The following is a 15,408-nucleotide window of genomic DNA, read 5'->3' as shown; positions in this document are numbered from 1 at the left end:
CACAGCCGACAGAGGGGGCCGAATGATGACAACTGCCAAACTCTTCCTCCACGGCGTCCCCGACAGCCCCGCCATCTGGCGTCCGCTGCTCGCCGCGCTCGATCTCGGCGACACGCCGGTTGCGATTCCCGCGCTGCCGGGCTTTACCAGCCCGCTTCCCGCCGGCTTTCCGGCAACGAAAGAAGCCTATGCCGACTGGGCGGTGGGGCAGGCGGAGGCGCTGGTCGCGGCGCACGGCCCGATCGACATCGTCGGCCACGATTGGGGCGCGCTCATCGCGCAGCGCGCCGCGATGCTCCGCCCCGATCTGATCCGCAGCTGGGCGGTTTCGAACGCGGTGATCGATCCCGACTATCGCGGCCACCGTATCGCGCGCATCTGGAACACGCCGCTGCTCGGCGAAATCTTCATGGCGCTCAGCAAGCCCGCCAAGCTCGCCGAGGGGCTGGCGGCGCAGGGCATGCCCGCCGACATCGCGCGCGAAGAAGCGGCGCAATGGGCGAACAAGGACAAGCGCCGCGCGATCCTGAAACTCTATCGGTCGGCCAAGGGGCTCAGTTTCGAGCATGACTGGGCACGCGATATCGGCAAGCTGCCTGCGAATGGTGCGCTGATCTGGGGCGCGGGCGATCCCTATGTCGAGCTGTCGGTTGCGCAGCGCTTCGCGGCGAACGCCGGCACACCGCTGACGGTGATCGAGGGGGCAGGACATTGGGCGATCGCCGAACGGCCCGTCGAGGTCGCCGCTGCGCTGCGCGGATTCTGGGCCAGCCTATAGCCCCGCGCCCGCATTTGGCATTCGAATTTCTGCAATCCGGGTTGATCGAAAAATCCGATCAACCTTTGCCAATTTATCGATTGGACCGCAGTCGCCTTTCATGCGCTTAGGCGCACGAAACCAACAACAGAAAGGCTCTCCCATGATCAATCAGCCCGTTCCCGCCGTGACGCTCAAGACGCGCGTGCGCGACGAAGCCGTCGACGGCCCGAACCCGTTCCGCTGGCAGGATGTCGACACCGGCGAGCTGTTCGGCGAAGGCCGCCACATCCTGTTCGGCCTGCCCGGCGCCTACACCCCGACCTGCTCGAACGAGCAGTGCCCGGGCTTCGAGCGTCTGCACGGTGACTTCGCCGCTGAAGGCGTCGCCGACATCCATTGCATCAGCGTCAACGACGCCTTCGTCATGTTCAACTGGGGCAAGAACCTCGGCGTTGAAAATGTGAAGATGGTTCCCGACGGCTCGGGCGCGTTCACGCGCCGCATGGGTATGCTGATCAACAAGGATCACCTCGGCTTCGGCATGCGCAGCTGGCGCTACACCGCGATCGTCGATGACGGCGTCGTGGTTCAGATGTTCGTCGAACCCGGCATCAACGACGTCGGCACCGACAGCGATCCCTATGTCGAATCGACCCCCGAAAAGGCGCTCGAGTGGGTGAAGGCGAACCCGTACCAGGGCAAGCTGTCGCAGGCGGCGTAAACCGATAAGCGGCCCGGCATCCCCCCCTCCCGTCCGGGCCGCTGGCGCCGTACCCATCATCGTGACCGCGACGATGGGTGCGGCGGACCAGCTCCACTTCAACAATTTGCGCGCGGCGCATTATCCGCCCGAGCGCAATCATCTTGCGGCGCACATCACGCTGTTCCATCAGCTGCCGCCGTCGTGCCTCGATGAACTCGACCGGCTGATTCGCCGCATCGCCGCCGACACACCGCCCCCAGCCGCCAGCCTGCGCGGCATATATTCGCTCGGCGGCGGCGTCGCCTTTCGCATCGACAGCGCAGACCTGCTGGCGATTCGCGAGCGCATCGCCGACCATTTCACCGGGATGCTGACGCTGCAGGATCAGGGAACGCCGCGGCTCCACATCACGGTCCAGAACAAAGTGGAGCCCGCCGAGGCGCGCGCGCTCCTCGCCGAACTCGCCGCAGACTTCCGGCCGCGCGCGCTGACGATTGCGGGTCTCGCGGGGCATCACTACCTCGGCGGGCCGTGGCAACCGGCCTTCGCGCGCAATTTTCGCGGATTGCGCACATGATATTGACCAGCGCGAATGCCCTGCCTATAGGCGCTGCTCGCCCATCGCGGCGGCCTTTCGGGGCGGAGTAGCTCAGCTGGTTAGAGCAGCGGAATCATAATCCGCGTGTCGGGGGTTCGAGTCCCTCCTCCGCTACCAAAAAATCACGAAATTCCTAGATTTTTCAGCAGCTTATGCGGCGATTCTTTGATCGAGAAATCGGCAATAATCGGCGCACAAAATCGACGGCGGCGATCGGTGGGCCACGATTCTGCTGGATTGTGTGGGAAATTGTGTGAACTCCCCGCTTGAAGCTCCATCCATTGGAAAAATATTTGCTATTATCAATATCTTGAAGATAGGATGTTGTTTCTGACACGCGGATTTTTGCTCCGTGAATCAGGCTAGGGACGGAAATTGGCCTTTCGCGAGCAGCAGACCGTTCCATTCGAGACGAAGGCGTTTGGGTAATAACCAGTAGCGAACGCGCGCTTCGATCTGATGACCAGCGAACCGTCCCGCGCCTCCGGAGGCGTCACGGACGCCGGTCGTCGAGAAGCTGTCGAAGCGCGATGCCAGCCAGAGCGGCCGATAGGCGGCAAAAGCGTCGATGCGTTTCGGTACGGGGTTAGCGCCCGTAATCGAAAGCTGCACATCCCTGATTTCGCAGCTCTCGCGAAGTGTGCGCACTTCCAGCGGAATTATCTTGGTTTTGACGATAGTTGTAGGCGCCGACTGTTAATCGAAAGATGGGTTACCCTGCGGGAGGAACAACATGCATCTCAACGCTGGCCAGGTTGAGTCTGCTTTTCGCATTTTTGGTCAGAAGCGGACAGACCGCTACCGGCCAATAGCGGACCGCCTACGCGTCGCTTGCAGGGTACGTCAAGGACGGGCATGAAGCTTCACCGCGCAGCTTGCAGATTCAACGAGGACGCGGACGTTTCATGGATTCAGTAAGGCTGACGTCGCTCGGGCGCGACACCCGCGCCAACCGGCTCATCATCTTGCTGCTCTCGGTCGGCTTCGTTGCCTTGCTCGGGGCGGCGGTGGCCGCGTTCTGGGTGCAGCGACAGAATGACGGGGACGCGCGCATGGTTGCGCACACGCTCGCGGTAGAGGCGAGCCTGGGATCATTTGCGAGTGCGAAAGAGCGCATGGAAACCGCGCGCCGGGGATTGCTCCTTACGGGCGATCCCTTGTTCAACGATCTGGTCGCGCAATCCCAGCGCGCCGCGCGCGCCCAACTTGGAGAGCTCGACAAGCTGATCGCCGACAATCCCGAGCAGAAGGCGCGCGTCAAGCGCCTTCGCGCCCTGCTCGACGCCTATAGCGGTAATTATCGCCAGTCTGTCGGGCTCAGCGGAGCGGCGCGCGAGCGCATGCTGGCCGATTTCACCAACGACGCTGCCGTCGCAAATGTGCGGGCGGCGCGGGATGTCGTGAGCGAAATGGTGAGCGACGAGCTGGCGCTGTTGCGGGCGCGCGAGGCGAACCAGAAGCGCACGCAGGGCCTGTTCAGCGCGATCCTGATCGCCACCGGACTGCTGATCGTTATTGTCGCAGCGGTCACGCTCTGGCTCGTCCGTCGCAACTTGGTCGAGCTCAGGGAGTCGCGGGAAGAGCTCCACAGCCTGAACCTCGGGCTGGAATATCTCGTCGACGCGCGCACGTCAGAGCTCCAGCGCGCCAATAACGAAATCCAGCGCTTTGCATATATCGTCTCGCACGATCTGCGTTCGCCGCTCGTGAACGTCATGGGTTTTACTGCCGAGCTCGAGACGGCGCGTAAGGCAATCACGGATTATCTGGCAAAGAGCGATGCCGATGGCTGGAAGCCGCCCGAAAAGGGAACGCGCCTCGCGATCGAGGAGGATCTGCCCGAAGCGATCGGCTTTATCCGCAGTTCGACGCAGAAGATGGACCGGCTGATCAATGCTATTCTCAACCTGTCGCGGCAGGGCCGGCGGACGCTAACGCCCGAGGCGCTTGATCTGACATCCGTTGTCAAAGGCATTGTCGACAGCCTGCAGCACCGGATCGACGAGACTGGTACAAAGGTCGACGTCGCACCACTGCCGACGGTCGTGAACGACCGCGTAGCAGTCGAGCAGATCCTCTCGAACCTTGTCGAGAACGCCTTAAAATACCTCCTGCCCGGAAGACCGGGCCTGATCAGCGTAAGCGGGGGGATTGATCACGGCCGCGCAGTTGTGACGGTTACCGACAATGGCCGAGGTATCGACCCGCGCGACCATGATCGGGTGTTCGATCTGTTCCGCCGCTCCGGGGTTCAGGACCAGCCGGGCGAGGGCATCGGGCTTGCGCATGCCCGTGCGCTCGCATATCGCCTCGGCGGATTCATAGAGTTGCAGTCGGCGTTGAACGAAGGATCGACCTTTCGCTTGATCCTGCCGACCGAGTACGCAAGCGGGAACGATGATGCCTGACCAAAAGCCAGTTAGTATCGTGATGATCGAGGATGACGAAGGTCATGCCCGACTGATCGAGAAAAATATCCGCCGCGCCGGGATCTCGAACACGATCCATCATTTTCTCGACGGCACGTCGGCGCTCGATTTCCTTTATGACGGCAAGGATGGTCCTGTTCGCAACGGCCCCGCGCTCGTCCTGCTCGACCTGAACCTGCCCGATATGAGCGGCACCGATATTCTCGCAAAGTTGAAGGCCGACGACAGCCCGCTTCGCCGCACGCCGGTCGTGGTGCTTACCACGACCGACGACAAGGTCGAGATCCAGCGTTGCTATGATCTGGGCTGTAACGTCTACATCACCAAGCCGGTGAATTATGAGAGCTTCGCCGATGCGATCCGCCAGCTTGGCCTTTTCCTGTCGGTGATCCAGGTTCCCGACCCCGATCCAGTCTGAGACGCGTGCCACCACATATTCTATACATCGATGACGATGAGGGCATCAGGCGCCTCGTTTCGCGTGCGCTCACGCGAAAAGGCTTTGAGGTCAGCCTTGCCGCCAGCGGCTGCGAGGGCGTCGCAATGGCGCAGACGACGCAATTCGATCTCATCGCCGTCGATCATTATATGCCAGGACAGGACGGGCTCGCGACGATCGAGGCGCTGCGCGCGCTGCCCGATTGCCCGCCCATTGTCTATGTCACAGGCTCCGAGGAAAGCCGCATTGCGGTTGCAGCCCTTAAAGCTGGCGCCGACGATTATGTCGTGAAATCGGTCGGCGAGGACTTCTTCGATTTGCTCTCCAGTACCTTCGCGCAGGTTCTCGAGCGCGCCGAGCTTCGCCGCGCACGCGAGCTCGCCGAGACCGAACTTCGCGCGAGCAATGCGCGGCTCGAAGCCATGCTTAAGGAAGTCAACCACCGCGTCGCCAACAACCTTCAGATGGTCATGTCCTTTATTGCGCTCCAGTCGAAGGGTCTGGCGGACGCGGGTGCGCGAGAAGCGCTCCAGAAGACGCAGCAGCGCATTGCTACGATCGCGCAGGTGAACCGGCGTCTTTACACTACCGACGACGTCGAGTTCGTCGCAATGGACGATTACCTGGCTGGGCTTGCCGACGATATCGGCTCGACTTGGTCGACCGGGAGCGCGCGTCGCACGGTCGTCGCGGCGGTCGATCCGATCCGGTTGTCGACCGACAAGGCAGTGGCGCTCGGCATGATCGCCAACGAATGGGTCAGCAACGCTTGCAAATATGCCTATGGAGACGGCGAGGATGGGGAGATTCGGCTATGTCTCCGCCAAACGGGGGACAAGGAAATCGAACTGAGCGTCGAGGACGACGGTCCCGGTATGCCAGCTAACGGCGTGGTTCAAGGGACCGGTCTCGGCACCAAGTTAATCGATGCATTGGCACGGACGAACAAAGCGGAAGTTTACTACCGCGCCGTGAACGACGTGGGAGCGCGCCCGGGAATGCGCGCCTCGACGACATTGAAGGTGCAAGCGAAGGATCTGCGCGGCAATTCAGGGGAATAAGCGTCGATTGGCCCCTATCGGCAGGAACGCGTAGATTGTCGGTTGGAAGGGCTGCTATTCACATTCTGGATCGCAAAGCGGACCTTCTCCTGTCGGCCAGATGCAGCGGTACCGTCCGAGGCCGGAAATGCTCCATTCGGAAGGGTGGGGCCTTTTCGTCCGCAGAGTCGCCCCGCAGACCAAATCTCGTGCACCCCACATTAATTCGGGTTGCGGCGGCCGTCCATTCTTCGGACAAGGCTTCTCGGGCGAGAGGGGTACGGGCTTGATGCTGAAACATAATATCCTGATCGTGGACGATCATCGGATTACGCAGAGCGGGCTGCGTTTCCTGTTCGGATCGCTCGACCGTTACGCCGTGGTCGGTTCACTCGATCGCGGAGCGACCGTCAACGCATTTATCCAGTCGCAGCCGGTCGATCTGGTCATCCTCGACCTCAACCTGCCCGACGTCCGTGGGATCAACGTACTCGCCGAGATCGTCGGATCGCGCGACATGACGGTGATCATCCTGACTGGCGAGACGCACCTCAACGAAATCCATTCGGCGCTCAAGCTCGGCGCACGCGCGGTCGTCAGCAAATCGGACCCGCTCGACTCTATTGTCGCCGCCTGTGACGCGGCGCTTGCGGGCGAAGTCTATATTTCTCCGCATATCGGGGAGGCGCTCGGCAAGTTTCAGCAGCCGCCGGTCGCGCTCTCGTCTCGCCAGATGGCGATCCTCCACTATCTGGCGCAGGGCGAAACGAACAAGGAGATCGCGTATCGACTTGCGATCGCTCCGCCGACCGTTTCCTTCCACATCGCCGAGCTGCGGCGAAAACTCGACGCTCCGCACAATCGCAAGATCGTCGAACGCGCCAACGAGCTAAATCTCCTTTGACGCCTTTGCGAGAAGAGGGTGCTGCAATAGTTCGCTGCACGCTGGCTTGATCGCGACCATGGTGACAAGCTCGCTCAGGCGTCCGCGCGTGACGGTGCTATCGTCATAGGTCAGCGCGATGACGGGCTTGTCCGCTTGCTCGGACGACGCCAGCGCCGCGCCGAATTCGCTACGCTTGTCGAAATCGACAATGGTCCATTCGGGGAGACATATCCGCAACTCGTCGGCCGTGATCGGGGTGGTCGCGGCGAAGGCGCCGGGCAGCACGATCCGGATCGTGGTGCCCTCCGAGGTAGAAGAGACGATCTCCAATTTTCCCCGGAGGGTTTCGACAATGCGTTTGGCCGATCCGAACCCTGAGCCCGTCCCAACCGTGCTTTCATCACCCCGTATTCGTCCGTCGGCATCGCCGTTCAAGGCTGCGGCGACCCTCGCAGGCATTCCGCTGCCGCTGTCGGCAATCTCGATTACGGCTTGTCCGCCTTCGAGCGTGAGGGAGATGCGTGCGCCCCCGAACTCGGTATATTGATAGCTGTTACTCAGTAAATTGGCCAGAGCACGCATGAGGAGCGGCTTGTCCGAAATGATCGTGACTTGATCTTCCACGCTCACCTTGAGCGCCAATTTTTTGCTCGCGAACAGCGCTTTGAACATCATCGCCAGCGGTTCGAGCAGCGCGTAGCCGCGAAATGCGCTGAGGGTGACGAAATGGGAGTCTCCTGCCGCGATATTGGCGCCCGAGATCGTCGTCGAGACAATCTCGCTCAGATAGTCGGCCGAGCTTTCGAGCATTTCGACGAGGGCTGGATCGCCAGCCGGCGCCTCCTGCCGCTTCAGGACCTCTACCGCGCTGTTGAGCGCAAGAATGACCTGCCGGCTATCATGACCCGACGCGTGCAGTAGGGCGTTTTGACTGTTGACGGTCTCGAGCGCGAATGCTTTCTCTTCGGCGAGCCGCTTTGCCCGTTCGCTGATTTCGAGGCGCTCGCTGAGCGACTGCGCGACGTTCGCGTCGGCGGCCAGCTTTTCCTGCTGGATCTTTTTGAGGTTCAGTCCGAGCGCCAGCGTGACCATGACCGATTCAAAAAGCCCGACCGGGCCGGCGAGATGCCAGTTGATCGGGAGCCAGCTGAACACCCCCATCGACGCGATTGCGGCATAGATGATGAACAGCGCGAGGCTCGCCCATCCCGCGAAGAGGGGCCAGAGCTGGAAGCCGAGCTGTTTGATCGCGGCATAGCCGACGAAGGGAAGAAAGAGCGCAACGGCAACTGCCACGAGCCATCCGGACAGATGGAGGAAAAACCGAATCTCGGGCGGGTAAAGCGACAATCCGGGCTGCAGCAGCATCACGGCGACGGCAAAAAGGATGAGCCCCTTCAAAATGAGGTCGCTCTTGGGGAAATTGCGCCTCGTTTTGACGAAGCTCCGACAGAATTGAGCCATCGCGGCCGCAAATCCGCATTTGAAGAAATCTTCGACGGCAATGCCGGTAAGCGGTTTGTCGTACAGAAAGAAGATGGTGATGTAGCCTTCCGAGTGAACCGTATTCAGCGCGAAAAAGGCCTCGGCAACCGCCAGCCACAGAAACTCCTTGAATCCGGTGATCGAGAAGAAGAGGAAATTGAGGAGGAGCAGGGTCAACGCGCCGACGACGACACCCGACACCATCGATATATTGGCCCGCCGGTCCTTGAAGAACGTGCCGTAGCTCTCGATCCGGAGCGGCATATAGGTTGAATTCTCGGAAACGAACTCGATGACGACCAGTTTTTCCTGACGCGGGGCTAGCACGAGCTCCGAGCTGAAAGCCTGGTAGGTGCCGAGATTTTGCCGCGCCACCTGTGGGTCGGTGCCGTCGACGATCAGGGAAAGCCCGTCTTCCTCGCCTTCATAGAGCCGGAAATGCTTGAGCGATCCGCGACCGGTGGTGAGGATCCAGCTTCCCTGCTCGTGGCTCGCATTGCGGACTTTGAGCATGACGATGGTACGGGTCCCGGGCGGCCCGAAATGAATGGTCGATCCCGCGATATGCTGAAGCGGACCAGCCAAGATGGCGTCTACCTGCGGCGTTCTCGTCGGCCCGGGGCGCCTCGCGAAACGGACAAAAGAAGTGAGCGCCGGCGCATCTTCACCTGCCCGCAGATCAAGCAGCGGCAACTTTTCGGGTTCGGCTCGCGCCGTCTGCGCTGCCAACAGGAATACGAGACCAAGGATCGCGTATAAAATTTTCATTTGCGCCCCCGCGCCGGGCGGGGATCGGACGCGTCATTGCGTCCCCGACAGGAACGCGCATGCCGCTCGTCCCCCAATTATCGCGTCCCACCCCCCGGTGATCCGCTTCCGTAGCGGCGTCAGGCGCCCGCATGCAAGGGCGGCAGCAACGGCCCGTCGCAAAATTACCCTAAATAACATTGGGTAGACGCTGCGCTGCGCCTGCCCCTAGTCATCCGCACAAAGTCAGGGGTCAAGTCGCCCAATCGGCTGGGGGAAGCAAATTTCGAGGTGGGGTGGACCGAGCCGGGGAGCCATAGCTGCTCTCCGGCAGACCCCTTGCCTTGCCTGCAACGTCAATGGGGGACTCTGAATAATGTCACGCATCTCGAAATCTCGCCTGCTCGCCACCAGTGCGATCGTTGGTCTCTCCATAGTTCAGGTGTCGCCCGCGGCCGCCCAGGATGCGTTCGGCATCCACAATGACCAGCCCGAGCGGCTCGAAGTCGAGATCGACGAGGGCGAAACCATCGAGGGTGACCTCATCGGCGTTTACGCCGACAACGGCCCCGTCACGGTCGGCAACGCCGGCGTCATCCGCGGCAATGGTATCGACGTGGGTGGCATCGACAGTCGCCCGAGCGGCGGCGTCGTGATCGCGCAGCCCGATTCCATTGTCACCAATGCCGGTGAAATCAGCGGCGCGGCCAACGGTGTCGTCACCTCCTATTTCTTCAGCGAGGACGCGAACGGTGACGATCTTCCTCCGCAACCGCTGGCGGCGAACACGCAGGTCTCGAACAGCGGCGTGATCCGCGGCGAGGCCGGGTCGGGGGTCGCGCTGGTCGGTGGGGGTACGATCACCAACGGGGGCACCATCTCCGGGTTCAGTGGCACCGCAGGGAGCACCATCAACGGCACCGGCGTGTCGATTTCGGAATTCCCGGGAGCGGCGGCCGCGAATATTACCGGCGTGGGTTCGATCACCAACAATGACGGCGGCGTGATCGAGGGTCAGTTCTTCGGCGCAGTGCTGCAGGGCGGCGGGACCGTCACCAACATGGGGACCATCCGCAGCTTCGGTAATCCGAATCCCGCGACCCCGAACGTCAGCCCTTTCGGGCTGATCGTCGGCGCCATCGCCGAGCAGACCGGCCGGGTCGCGACCGTAGACAACATGGGGACGATCTCGGGCTTCCTTGGCGTTCTGGCGGGCGGCGCACTGGAAAGCGCGACGATCAACAACGACGGGACGATCAGCGCGACGGCGATCGCGATCATCGGGCAATCGACGGGCAATCTCACGGTCAACAATTTCGAAAACGGCGAAATCCGGGCAAACGCGGCGGCCATCGCGTCGAACGCGGGCAAGCTGAACGTCGACAATAAGGGCTTTATTTTCAGCGCCGGGCAGAGCGCGATCAACATAACCACCGCCGACGCCGTCATCACCAACAGCCAGGGCATCGTTGGAGCGCTTTCGGGCGTCACGACCGCTGTTTTCCAGAACGCCGAGGGGACGCAAGCCCGGGCGAGGAACACCGCAGTGACCAATTCGGGCACGATCGAGGGTCGCTCGGGCAGCGGCGTCGCGCTGGCCGGCGGCGGAACGGTCGTCAACAGCGGTATTATCCGGGGGCTGAACGGCAATAGCGGCTCGGGCACCGGCGTTGTCCTTTCCGAGTTTGCGCAATCGATCGCGACCGATGTCGCCGGCATCGGAACGGTAACGAACACCCCGGGCGGGCTTATCGAAGGCCAGATGTTCGGCGTCGTCGTCCAGGGCGGCGGCACGGTCGACAATGCCGGCACCATCCGCAGCACCGGGACGTTCAATCCCGCGAATCCGAACGTCAGCCCGTTCGGGGTGATCCTCAACGCGACGGCCGATCAGACGGGGCGCGTCGGGACGCTCAATAATAGCGGCGTCATTGAAGGCTTCCTTGGCGTCCTCGCGGGTGGCGCGCTCAGCAGCGCGGTGATCGAAAACGAAGGACGGATCAGCGGCCAGGCGGCGGCCATCATCGGCCAATCGACGGGCGTCCTCACCATCAATAACCATGACGATGGCGAGATCGTCGCCAACGGTACCGCGATCCGTTCCAACGAGGGGTCGTTGATCGTCAACAATGCGGGTTTGATAAGCGCTGGCGCGCAGGACGCGGTCGTCATCACCACGGCGGACGCGGCGATCGTCAACAGCGGCCGGATCATCGGCGGCCAATACGGGATCGTCACCACGCCGATGGCGAATGGGACGGGCCGTGCAATCAACAGCTCGATCACCAACAGCGGCGAAATCATCGGCCTCAATAATGACGGCATTCGTCTTGCCGGTGGCGGGAGCGTTACCAACAGCGGCTACATCGTGGGTGTCAATGCAGGTGCGCAAGGCACGGACGGTATCTCGATGTTCGCCCACGCGGATCAATCCAACGAAGATTATTCGGCCCGCGTCACCAACGATGCGAACGGCCGCATCGAAGGCCAGCGGTTTGCAATCATCCTGTCCGGCGGCGGAGAGGTCGTGAATGCCGGCGAAATCGAGGGCGTCAACGGCGGCGTCTATATTCAGGGCACTGCCCTCAATACCGACCCTAGCGAGGATCGCAGCGGCCTGACCGCCAGCGTCGTCAACACGGGATACATCCGCGGCACCGGCGATCTCGGCGGCAGCGGGGGCGACGGATATGGGGTTGGCTTCGGCAGCGACATGTCCACTGCCAGCCTCGACAACAGCGGCACGATCAGCAGCGATTTCGGCGCCGGCGTTTCGCAAGGCTCGCGCGCCGATGTGACGATCACCAACGCGGCGGGCGGCACGATCACCGGTGCGACCTCGGGCATCTATTCCTTTGCGACTGGCACGCTCGACGTGAACAATGCCGGCGTGATCCGCGGCAATGGGACCTATGATGGGTTCGACGCCGCGCCCGACGCCGGCGTGACGATCACCACCGCCTCGTCGAGCGTCACCAACAGCGGCACGATTTCGGGCGCTGGCGCCGGGATTACGACCGCCTATCAGTTCGACGAGGATATCGGCGACATCGTCGGCATCGCGATCGGCACCCAAGTGTCGAATAGCGGCGAGATCGTCGGCGAAGCGAATGATGGCGTCCGCCTGATCGGCGGCGGCAGCGTGACCAACAGCGGTTCGATCCGCGGCGAGGGGAGCGCTCTGGCCGACGGCATTTCGATCTATCCCTATGATGGCCAGGCGCTGACCGGCTATGCAAGCACGGTCACCAACGGCCAAACCGGCAGCATCAGCGGCTCGCGTTTCGGCATCATCATGTCGGCAGGCGGTTCGATCGACAATGCCGGGACGATCAACGGTGACGGGCCGGGCGGCGTGCTGATCCAGCGCGGAGCCGGCCTTGCCCAAGGAGCGGGCAATGAAGGCACGCTTTCCAACGCCGGCACGATCACGGGCACCAACGGTTATGGCGTGGCGGTCGCCGGATCTCTGGATACGGCTGGCATCGTCAACAGCGGTACGATCACCGGCGCGACCGACGGCGTTATCCTCGGAAACCTCGGCGCCGCGACGCTGGTGAATACCGGAGCGATTTCGGGCGGCGGCCGGGGCGTGTGGGGAGACGGCCGCGGCGCAGTCGTGCTCGACAACTCCGGGACGATCACTGGCGACAGCGGGATCGCGGTCGAGCTTGGCGGTTTCGACGACAACGTGACCTTGCGCACCGGTAGCGCGATTTCAGGGCTGGTCGACGCCGGTGCGGGCGTCGACAGCCTGACGCTCGACGGCAACATTCTCGAGCTGACCGAAGCGCAGCAGATTACCAGCGCGAACGGGTTCGAAACGCTCGACGTTGCGGCTGGCTACTGGTCGACGTCCGGGTTCGTCGGCGACTTCGACAATGTGACGATCGCCGAAGGGGCATCGCTGCAGGTCAACGAAGTCGACTTGGGTGCAGGCGACACCTCATCGCCCATCCTGACACCGTCGGTCCGGACGAACGGCCTGCTCATTCTGAACTTCGGCACCGACGATGTCGTCTCGGACCTCGCCGACCTTACGATCGACGGAACGGGGCAGCTGCAGCTGATCGGCGACGCCGTCTTCACCGTTGACACCGCGAGTATCGCGCACACCGGCGGCACGACCATCTCCAGCGGCGGTCTTGTCCTCACCGGCCTCCTGCAGGGCGATGTGAAGACCGAAGGCACCGGTTTCTTCGAGCTGGGCGCCGGGGGAACCGAAGGCGGCTTCTCGGGCAATATCGTCAACGACGGGCGCTTCGTCTTCAACCGCTCCGACGACTATGATTTCCTCGGGGCCTTTTCGGGCAGCGGCATCCTCGACAAGAAGGGCGACGGCGCCCTGACGTTCATGGGCGATTATGCCTTCCAGGGCGTGACAAACATCCTCGGCGGATCGGTCCGCATCGGCGGCACCATCGATCCGGCCACCGAATTCGACCTCGGCGAAGGCGGAACGCTCGATATCACGGGCAAGGACCAGACGATCGGCGGCCTCGAAGGCGATGGAGGATCGAACGTCGTGATCGGCGACAGCGAGCTCACGGTCGACCAGAGCGGCGACACCGCGTTCGGCGGCAATATCTCGGGCAACGGCAGCCTGGTGAAAGAGGGCGGCGGCACGCTCAACCTGACCGGCAACAGCAGCTACACCGGACCGACCTCGGTCAACGGCGGCACGCTCGCGGTCAACGGTTCGATCGCATCGCCGGTCATGGTGAACAGCGGCGGCACGCTCGGCGGGAACGGCTCGGTCGGGACGACGACCGTGGGCAGCGGCGGCACGATTGCCCCGGGCAATTCGATCGGCCGGCTGACCGTCAACGGCGACCTCGCGTTCGCCGCTGGCGCGATCTACGAAGTCGAAGTCAACGCTGCGGGGGCGGCAGACCGCCTCGATGCGACCGGCGCCGTGACGATCGCCAGCACGGCAAGCGTCGCGGTCCTGGCCGAGGACGGCAACTATAATCCGCGGACCGACTATGTCATCCTGACCGGCGGTGCGGGGATTACCGGGACGTTCGGTTCGGTGACGACCGATCTCGCCTTCCTCGACCCGCTTCTTCGCTACAGCGCCAACTCGGTGACCCTGTCGCTCTATCGCAACGACATCGATTTCGCCGATATTGCCGTGGGCTTCAACCAGATGAGCGTGGCCGCCGCGGTTCAGGCGCTCGGCGTTGACAACCCGCTGTACGAAGCGGTGCTGGTGCAGAATGCGACGGCTGCGCAGGCGAGCTTCGGCGACTTGTCGGGCGAAATCCTGGCGAGTGCGATCAGCGGCCTGACCGACGACAGCCGCCATCTTCGCAACGCGCTGATGGGTATGAAGGCACCCGAAGAGAGCGGCGCTTTCGTGTGGGGCTCGGCCTTTGGCGGCTGGGGTGATTTCGACGCCAATCGCAGCAATTTCGCGATGGATACCGATCACAAGGGTCTGATTGCGGGCTTCGGCTTCGGCGGCAACGGCTTCGCCGCCGCGCTGTCGGCGGGCATCGGCGGGTCGGACTTCCGCTTCGGCGGTCGCAGCGACCATTCGGATGTCGAAAGCAAATATCTGGCGGCGCATGCCACCTACGGCATCGGTGAGGGGCTGCGCGGTACGATCGGTGTCAGCTACGCCTGGCACGAAATCGACACGACCCGCGCCATCAGCGCCGCGCCGCTCGCGCAAACGCTGACCTCGAAGCGCGACGCCGATACGCTGCAGATATTCGGCGAGATCGGCTACGACATCGTCACCGGCAATTTGGCGATCACGCCCTTCGCCCGGCTAGCGCACGTCGATACCGGCAGCGATGCTTTCGTTGAGACCGGCGGCACCGCGGCTCTGACCGTCGGAAAAGCCGACCAGAAGACGACCTTCGTCAGTCTTGGTGCGCGCGCGCAGTTCAACGCCGGCCAGCCAGGCTTCCAGCCTTATGTGTCAGCTGCCTGGAATCGCGCGCTGAACGACCGCAGCGCACCGATCGAATCGCGGTTCACGGCGGGCGGACCGTCGTTTGGCATCTTTGGGACGGGCATCCCGAAAAGCTCGGCAGAGGTTGAAGCCGGATTTGAATTCACCACGGGCTCTTTCCGTCTCGGTGCCGCCTACACTGGTACACTGGCGTCGGATCGCAACGCACATGGTGCAAGGGTAACTGCGCGTTTCGCCTTTTGATTAGCGACCCATCAGGAACGTGAAACGTGCAGTTTGGCCGAGGTGATAATCATCATCACCTCGGCCTCTTTTTTGTTTGCGGTGAGGGGACGGGCACAGCTCGTTGCCAAATTTCGCCCGTGTCCGCTTCAGTGATCTTCCAATCCAAAGGAGAC

At 62.6% G+C, this 15,408-nt stretch carries 10 protein-coding genes and 1 tRNA gene; 9 read left to right on the top strand and 2 right to left on the bottom strand.

The genetic code is table 11. The annotated features are described in order from the left end of the window. Window positions 1–25 precede the first annotated feature (25 nt). From ASD73_RS06230 to ASD73_RS06215, 4 genes are all read left to right on the top strand, one after another. Window positions 26–778, top strand: a complete 753-nt coding sequence (locus ASD73_RS06230) for an alpha/beta fold hydrolase (RefSeq protein ID WP_056370735.1) — start codon at window positions 26–28, stop codon at window positions 776–778. A gap of 142 nt (window positions 779–920) precedes the next feature. Beyond that, entirely contained in the window at window positions 921–1,481 is a 561-nt protein-coding gene (locus tag ASD73_RS06225) for a peroxiredoxin (protein ID WP_056370733.1), read from the top strand. A 73-nt stretch (window positions 1,482–1,554) separates the two neighbouring features. Continuing rightward, window positions 1,555–2,040, top strand: coding sequence for a 2'-5' RNA ligase family protein (locus ASD73_RS06220; protein WP_056373274.1), 486 nt, complete (start codon window positions 1,555–1,557; stop codon window positions 2,038–2,040). A 61-nt stretch (window positions 2,041–2,101) separates the two neighbouring features. Beyond that, window positions 2,102–2,178: transfer RNA gene (locus ASD73_RS06215), tRNA-Met, on the top strand. Window positions 2,179–2,418: 240 nt separating this feature from the next. Here ASD73_RS06215 and ASD73_RS06210 read toward each other — a convergent pair. After that, a complete protein-coding gene (locus ASD73_RS06210) occupies window positions 2,419–2,709 on the bottom strand; it encodes a hypothetical protein (protein WP_443027957.1) in 291 nt (96 codons plus the stop codon). 257 nt (window positions 2,710–2,966) lie between these two features. Between ASD73_RS06210 and ASD73_RS06205 the strand changes: the two genes are divergently transcribed. The 4 genes from ASD73_RS06205 (at window position 2,967) to ASD73_RS06190 (ending at window position 6,873) form a co-directional block, all read left to right on the top strand. Further along, on the top strand, window positions 2,967–4,469 hold the full coding sequence (locus ASD73_RS06205; protein WP_056370729.1) for a sensor histidine kinase: 1,503 nt from the start codon (window positions 2,967–2,969) through the stop codon (window positions 4,467–4,469). Then, window positions 4,462–4,908, top strand: a complete 447-nt coding sequence (locus ASD73_RS06200; protein ID WP_056370727.1) for a response regulator — start codon at window positions 4,462–4,464, stop codon at window positions 4,906–4,908. Before ASD73_RS06205 ends, ASD73_RS06200 begins: the two co-directional genes overlap by 8 nt. Window positions 4,909–4,913: 5 nt before the next feature. Next, entirely contained in the window at window positions 4,914–5,990 is a 1,077-nt protein-coding gene (locus ASD73_RS06195; RefSeq protein ID WP_235534214.1) for a response regulator, read from the top strand. Between the two features lie 268 nt (window positions 5,991–6,258). Then, window positions 6,259–6,873 (top strand): response regulator, encoded by a 615-nt coding sequence (locus ASD73_RS06190; protein WP_056370723.1) that lies wholly within the window; start codon window positions 6,259–6,261, stop codon window positions 6,871–6,873. Here ASD73_RS06190 and ASD73_RS06185 read toward each other — a convergent pair. Beyond that, window positions 6,859–8,853, bottom strand: coding sequence for a sensor histidine kinase (locus ASD73_RS06185; RefSeq protein WP_235534208.1), 1,995 nt, complete (start codon window positions 8,851–8,853; stop codon window positions 6,859–6,861). The genes ASD73_RS06190 and ASD73_RS06185 overlap by 15 nt on opposite strands. Window positions 8,854–9,463: 610 nt before the next feature. On the opposite strand from ASD73_RS06185, the gene ASD73_RS06180 reads away from it, so the two are divergent. Further along, on the top strand, window positions 9,464–15,253 hold the full coding sequence (locus ASD73_RS06180) for an autotransporter domain-containing protein (protein WP_156377319.1): 5,790 nt from the start codon (window positions 9,464–9,466) through the stop codon (window positions 15,251–15,253). The last annotated feature ends 155 nt before the right edge of the window (window positions 15,254–15,408 follow it).

The sequence above is a fragment of the Sphingopyxis sp. Root154 genome, from assembly GCF_001427105.1.
In the GTDB taxonomy this organism is placed as follows: domain Bacteria; phylum Pseudomonadota; class Alphaproteobacteria; order Sphingomonadales; family Sphingomonadaceae; genus Sphingopyxis.
Note: the sequence above shows the minus strand (reverse complement) of the source record. Positions and strands in the feature narration are given on the sequence as shown.

What these genes read in the sequence shown, in the direction of transcription:
- ASD73_RS06230 (WP_056370735.1), top strand. Translation starts at nt 26, where the DNA reads ATGACAACTGCCAAACTCTTCCTCCACGGCGTCCCCGACAGCCCCGCC.
- ASD73_RS06225 (WP_056370733.1), top strand. Translation starts at nt 921, where the DNA reads ATGATCAATCAGCCCGTTCCCGCCGTGACGCTCAAGACGCGCGTGCGC.
- ASD73_RS06220 (WP_056373274.1), top strand. Translation starts at nt 1,555, where the DNA reads ATGGGTGCGGCGGACCAGCTCCACTTCAACAATTTGCGCGCGGCGCAT.
- ASD73_RS06205 (WP_056370729.1), top strand. Translation starts at nt 2,967, where the DNA reads ATGGATTCAGTAAGGCTGACGTCGCTCGGGCGCGACACCCGCGCCAAC.
- ASD73_RS06200 (WP_056370727.1), top strand. Translation starts at nt 4,462, where the DNA reads ATGCCTGACCAAAAGCCAGTTAGTATCGTGATGATCGAGGATGACGAA.
- ASD73_RS06190 (WP_056370723.1), top strand. Translation starts at nt 6,259, where the DNA reads ATGCTGAAACATAATATCCTGATCGTGGACGATCATCGGATTACGCAG.
- ASD73_RS06185 (WP_235534208.1), bottom strand. Translation starts at nt 8,853, where the DNA reads ATGCTCAAAGTCCGCAATGCGAGCCACGAGCAGGGAAGCTGGATCCTC.
- ASD73_RS06180 (WP_156377319.1), top strand. Translation starts at nt 9,464, where the DNA reads ATGTCACGCATCTCGAAATCTCGCCTGCTCGCCACCAGTGCGATCGTT.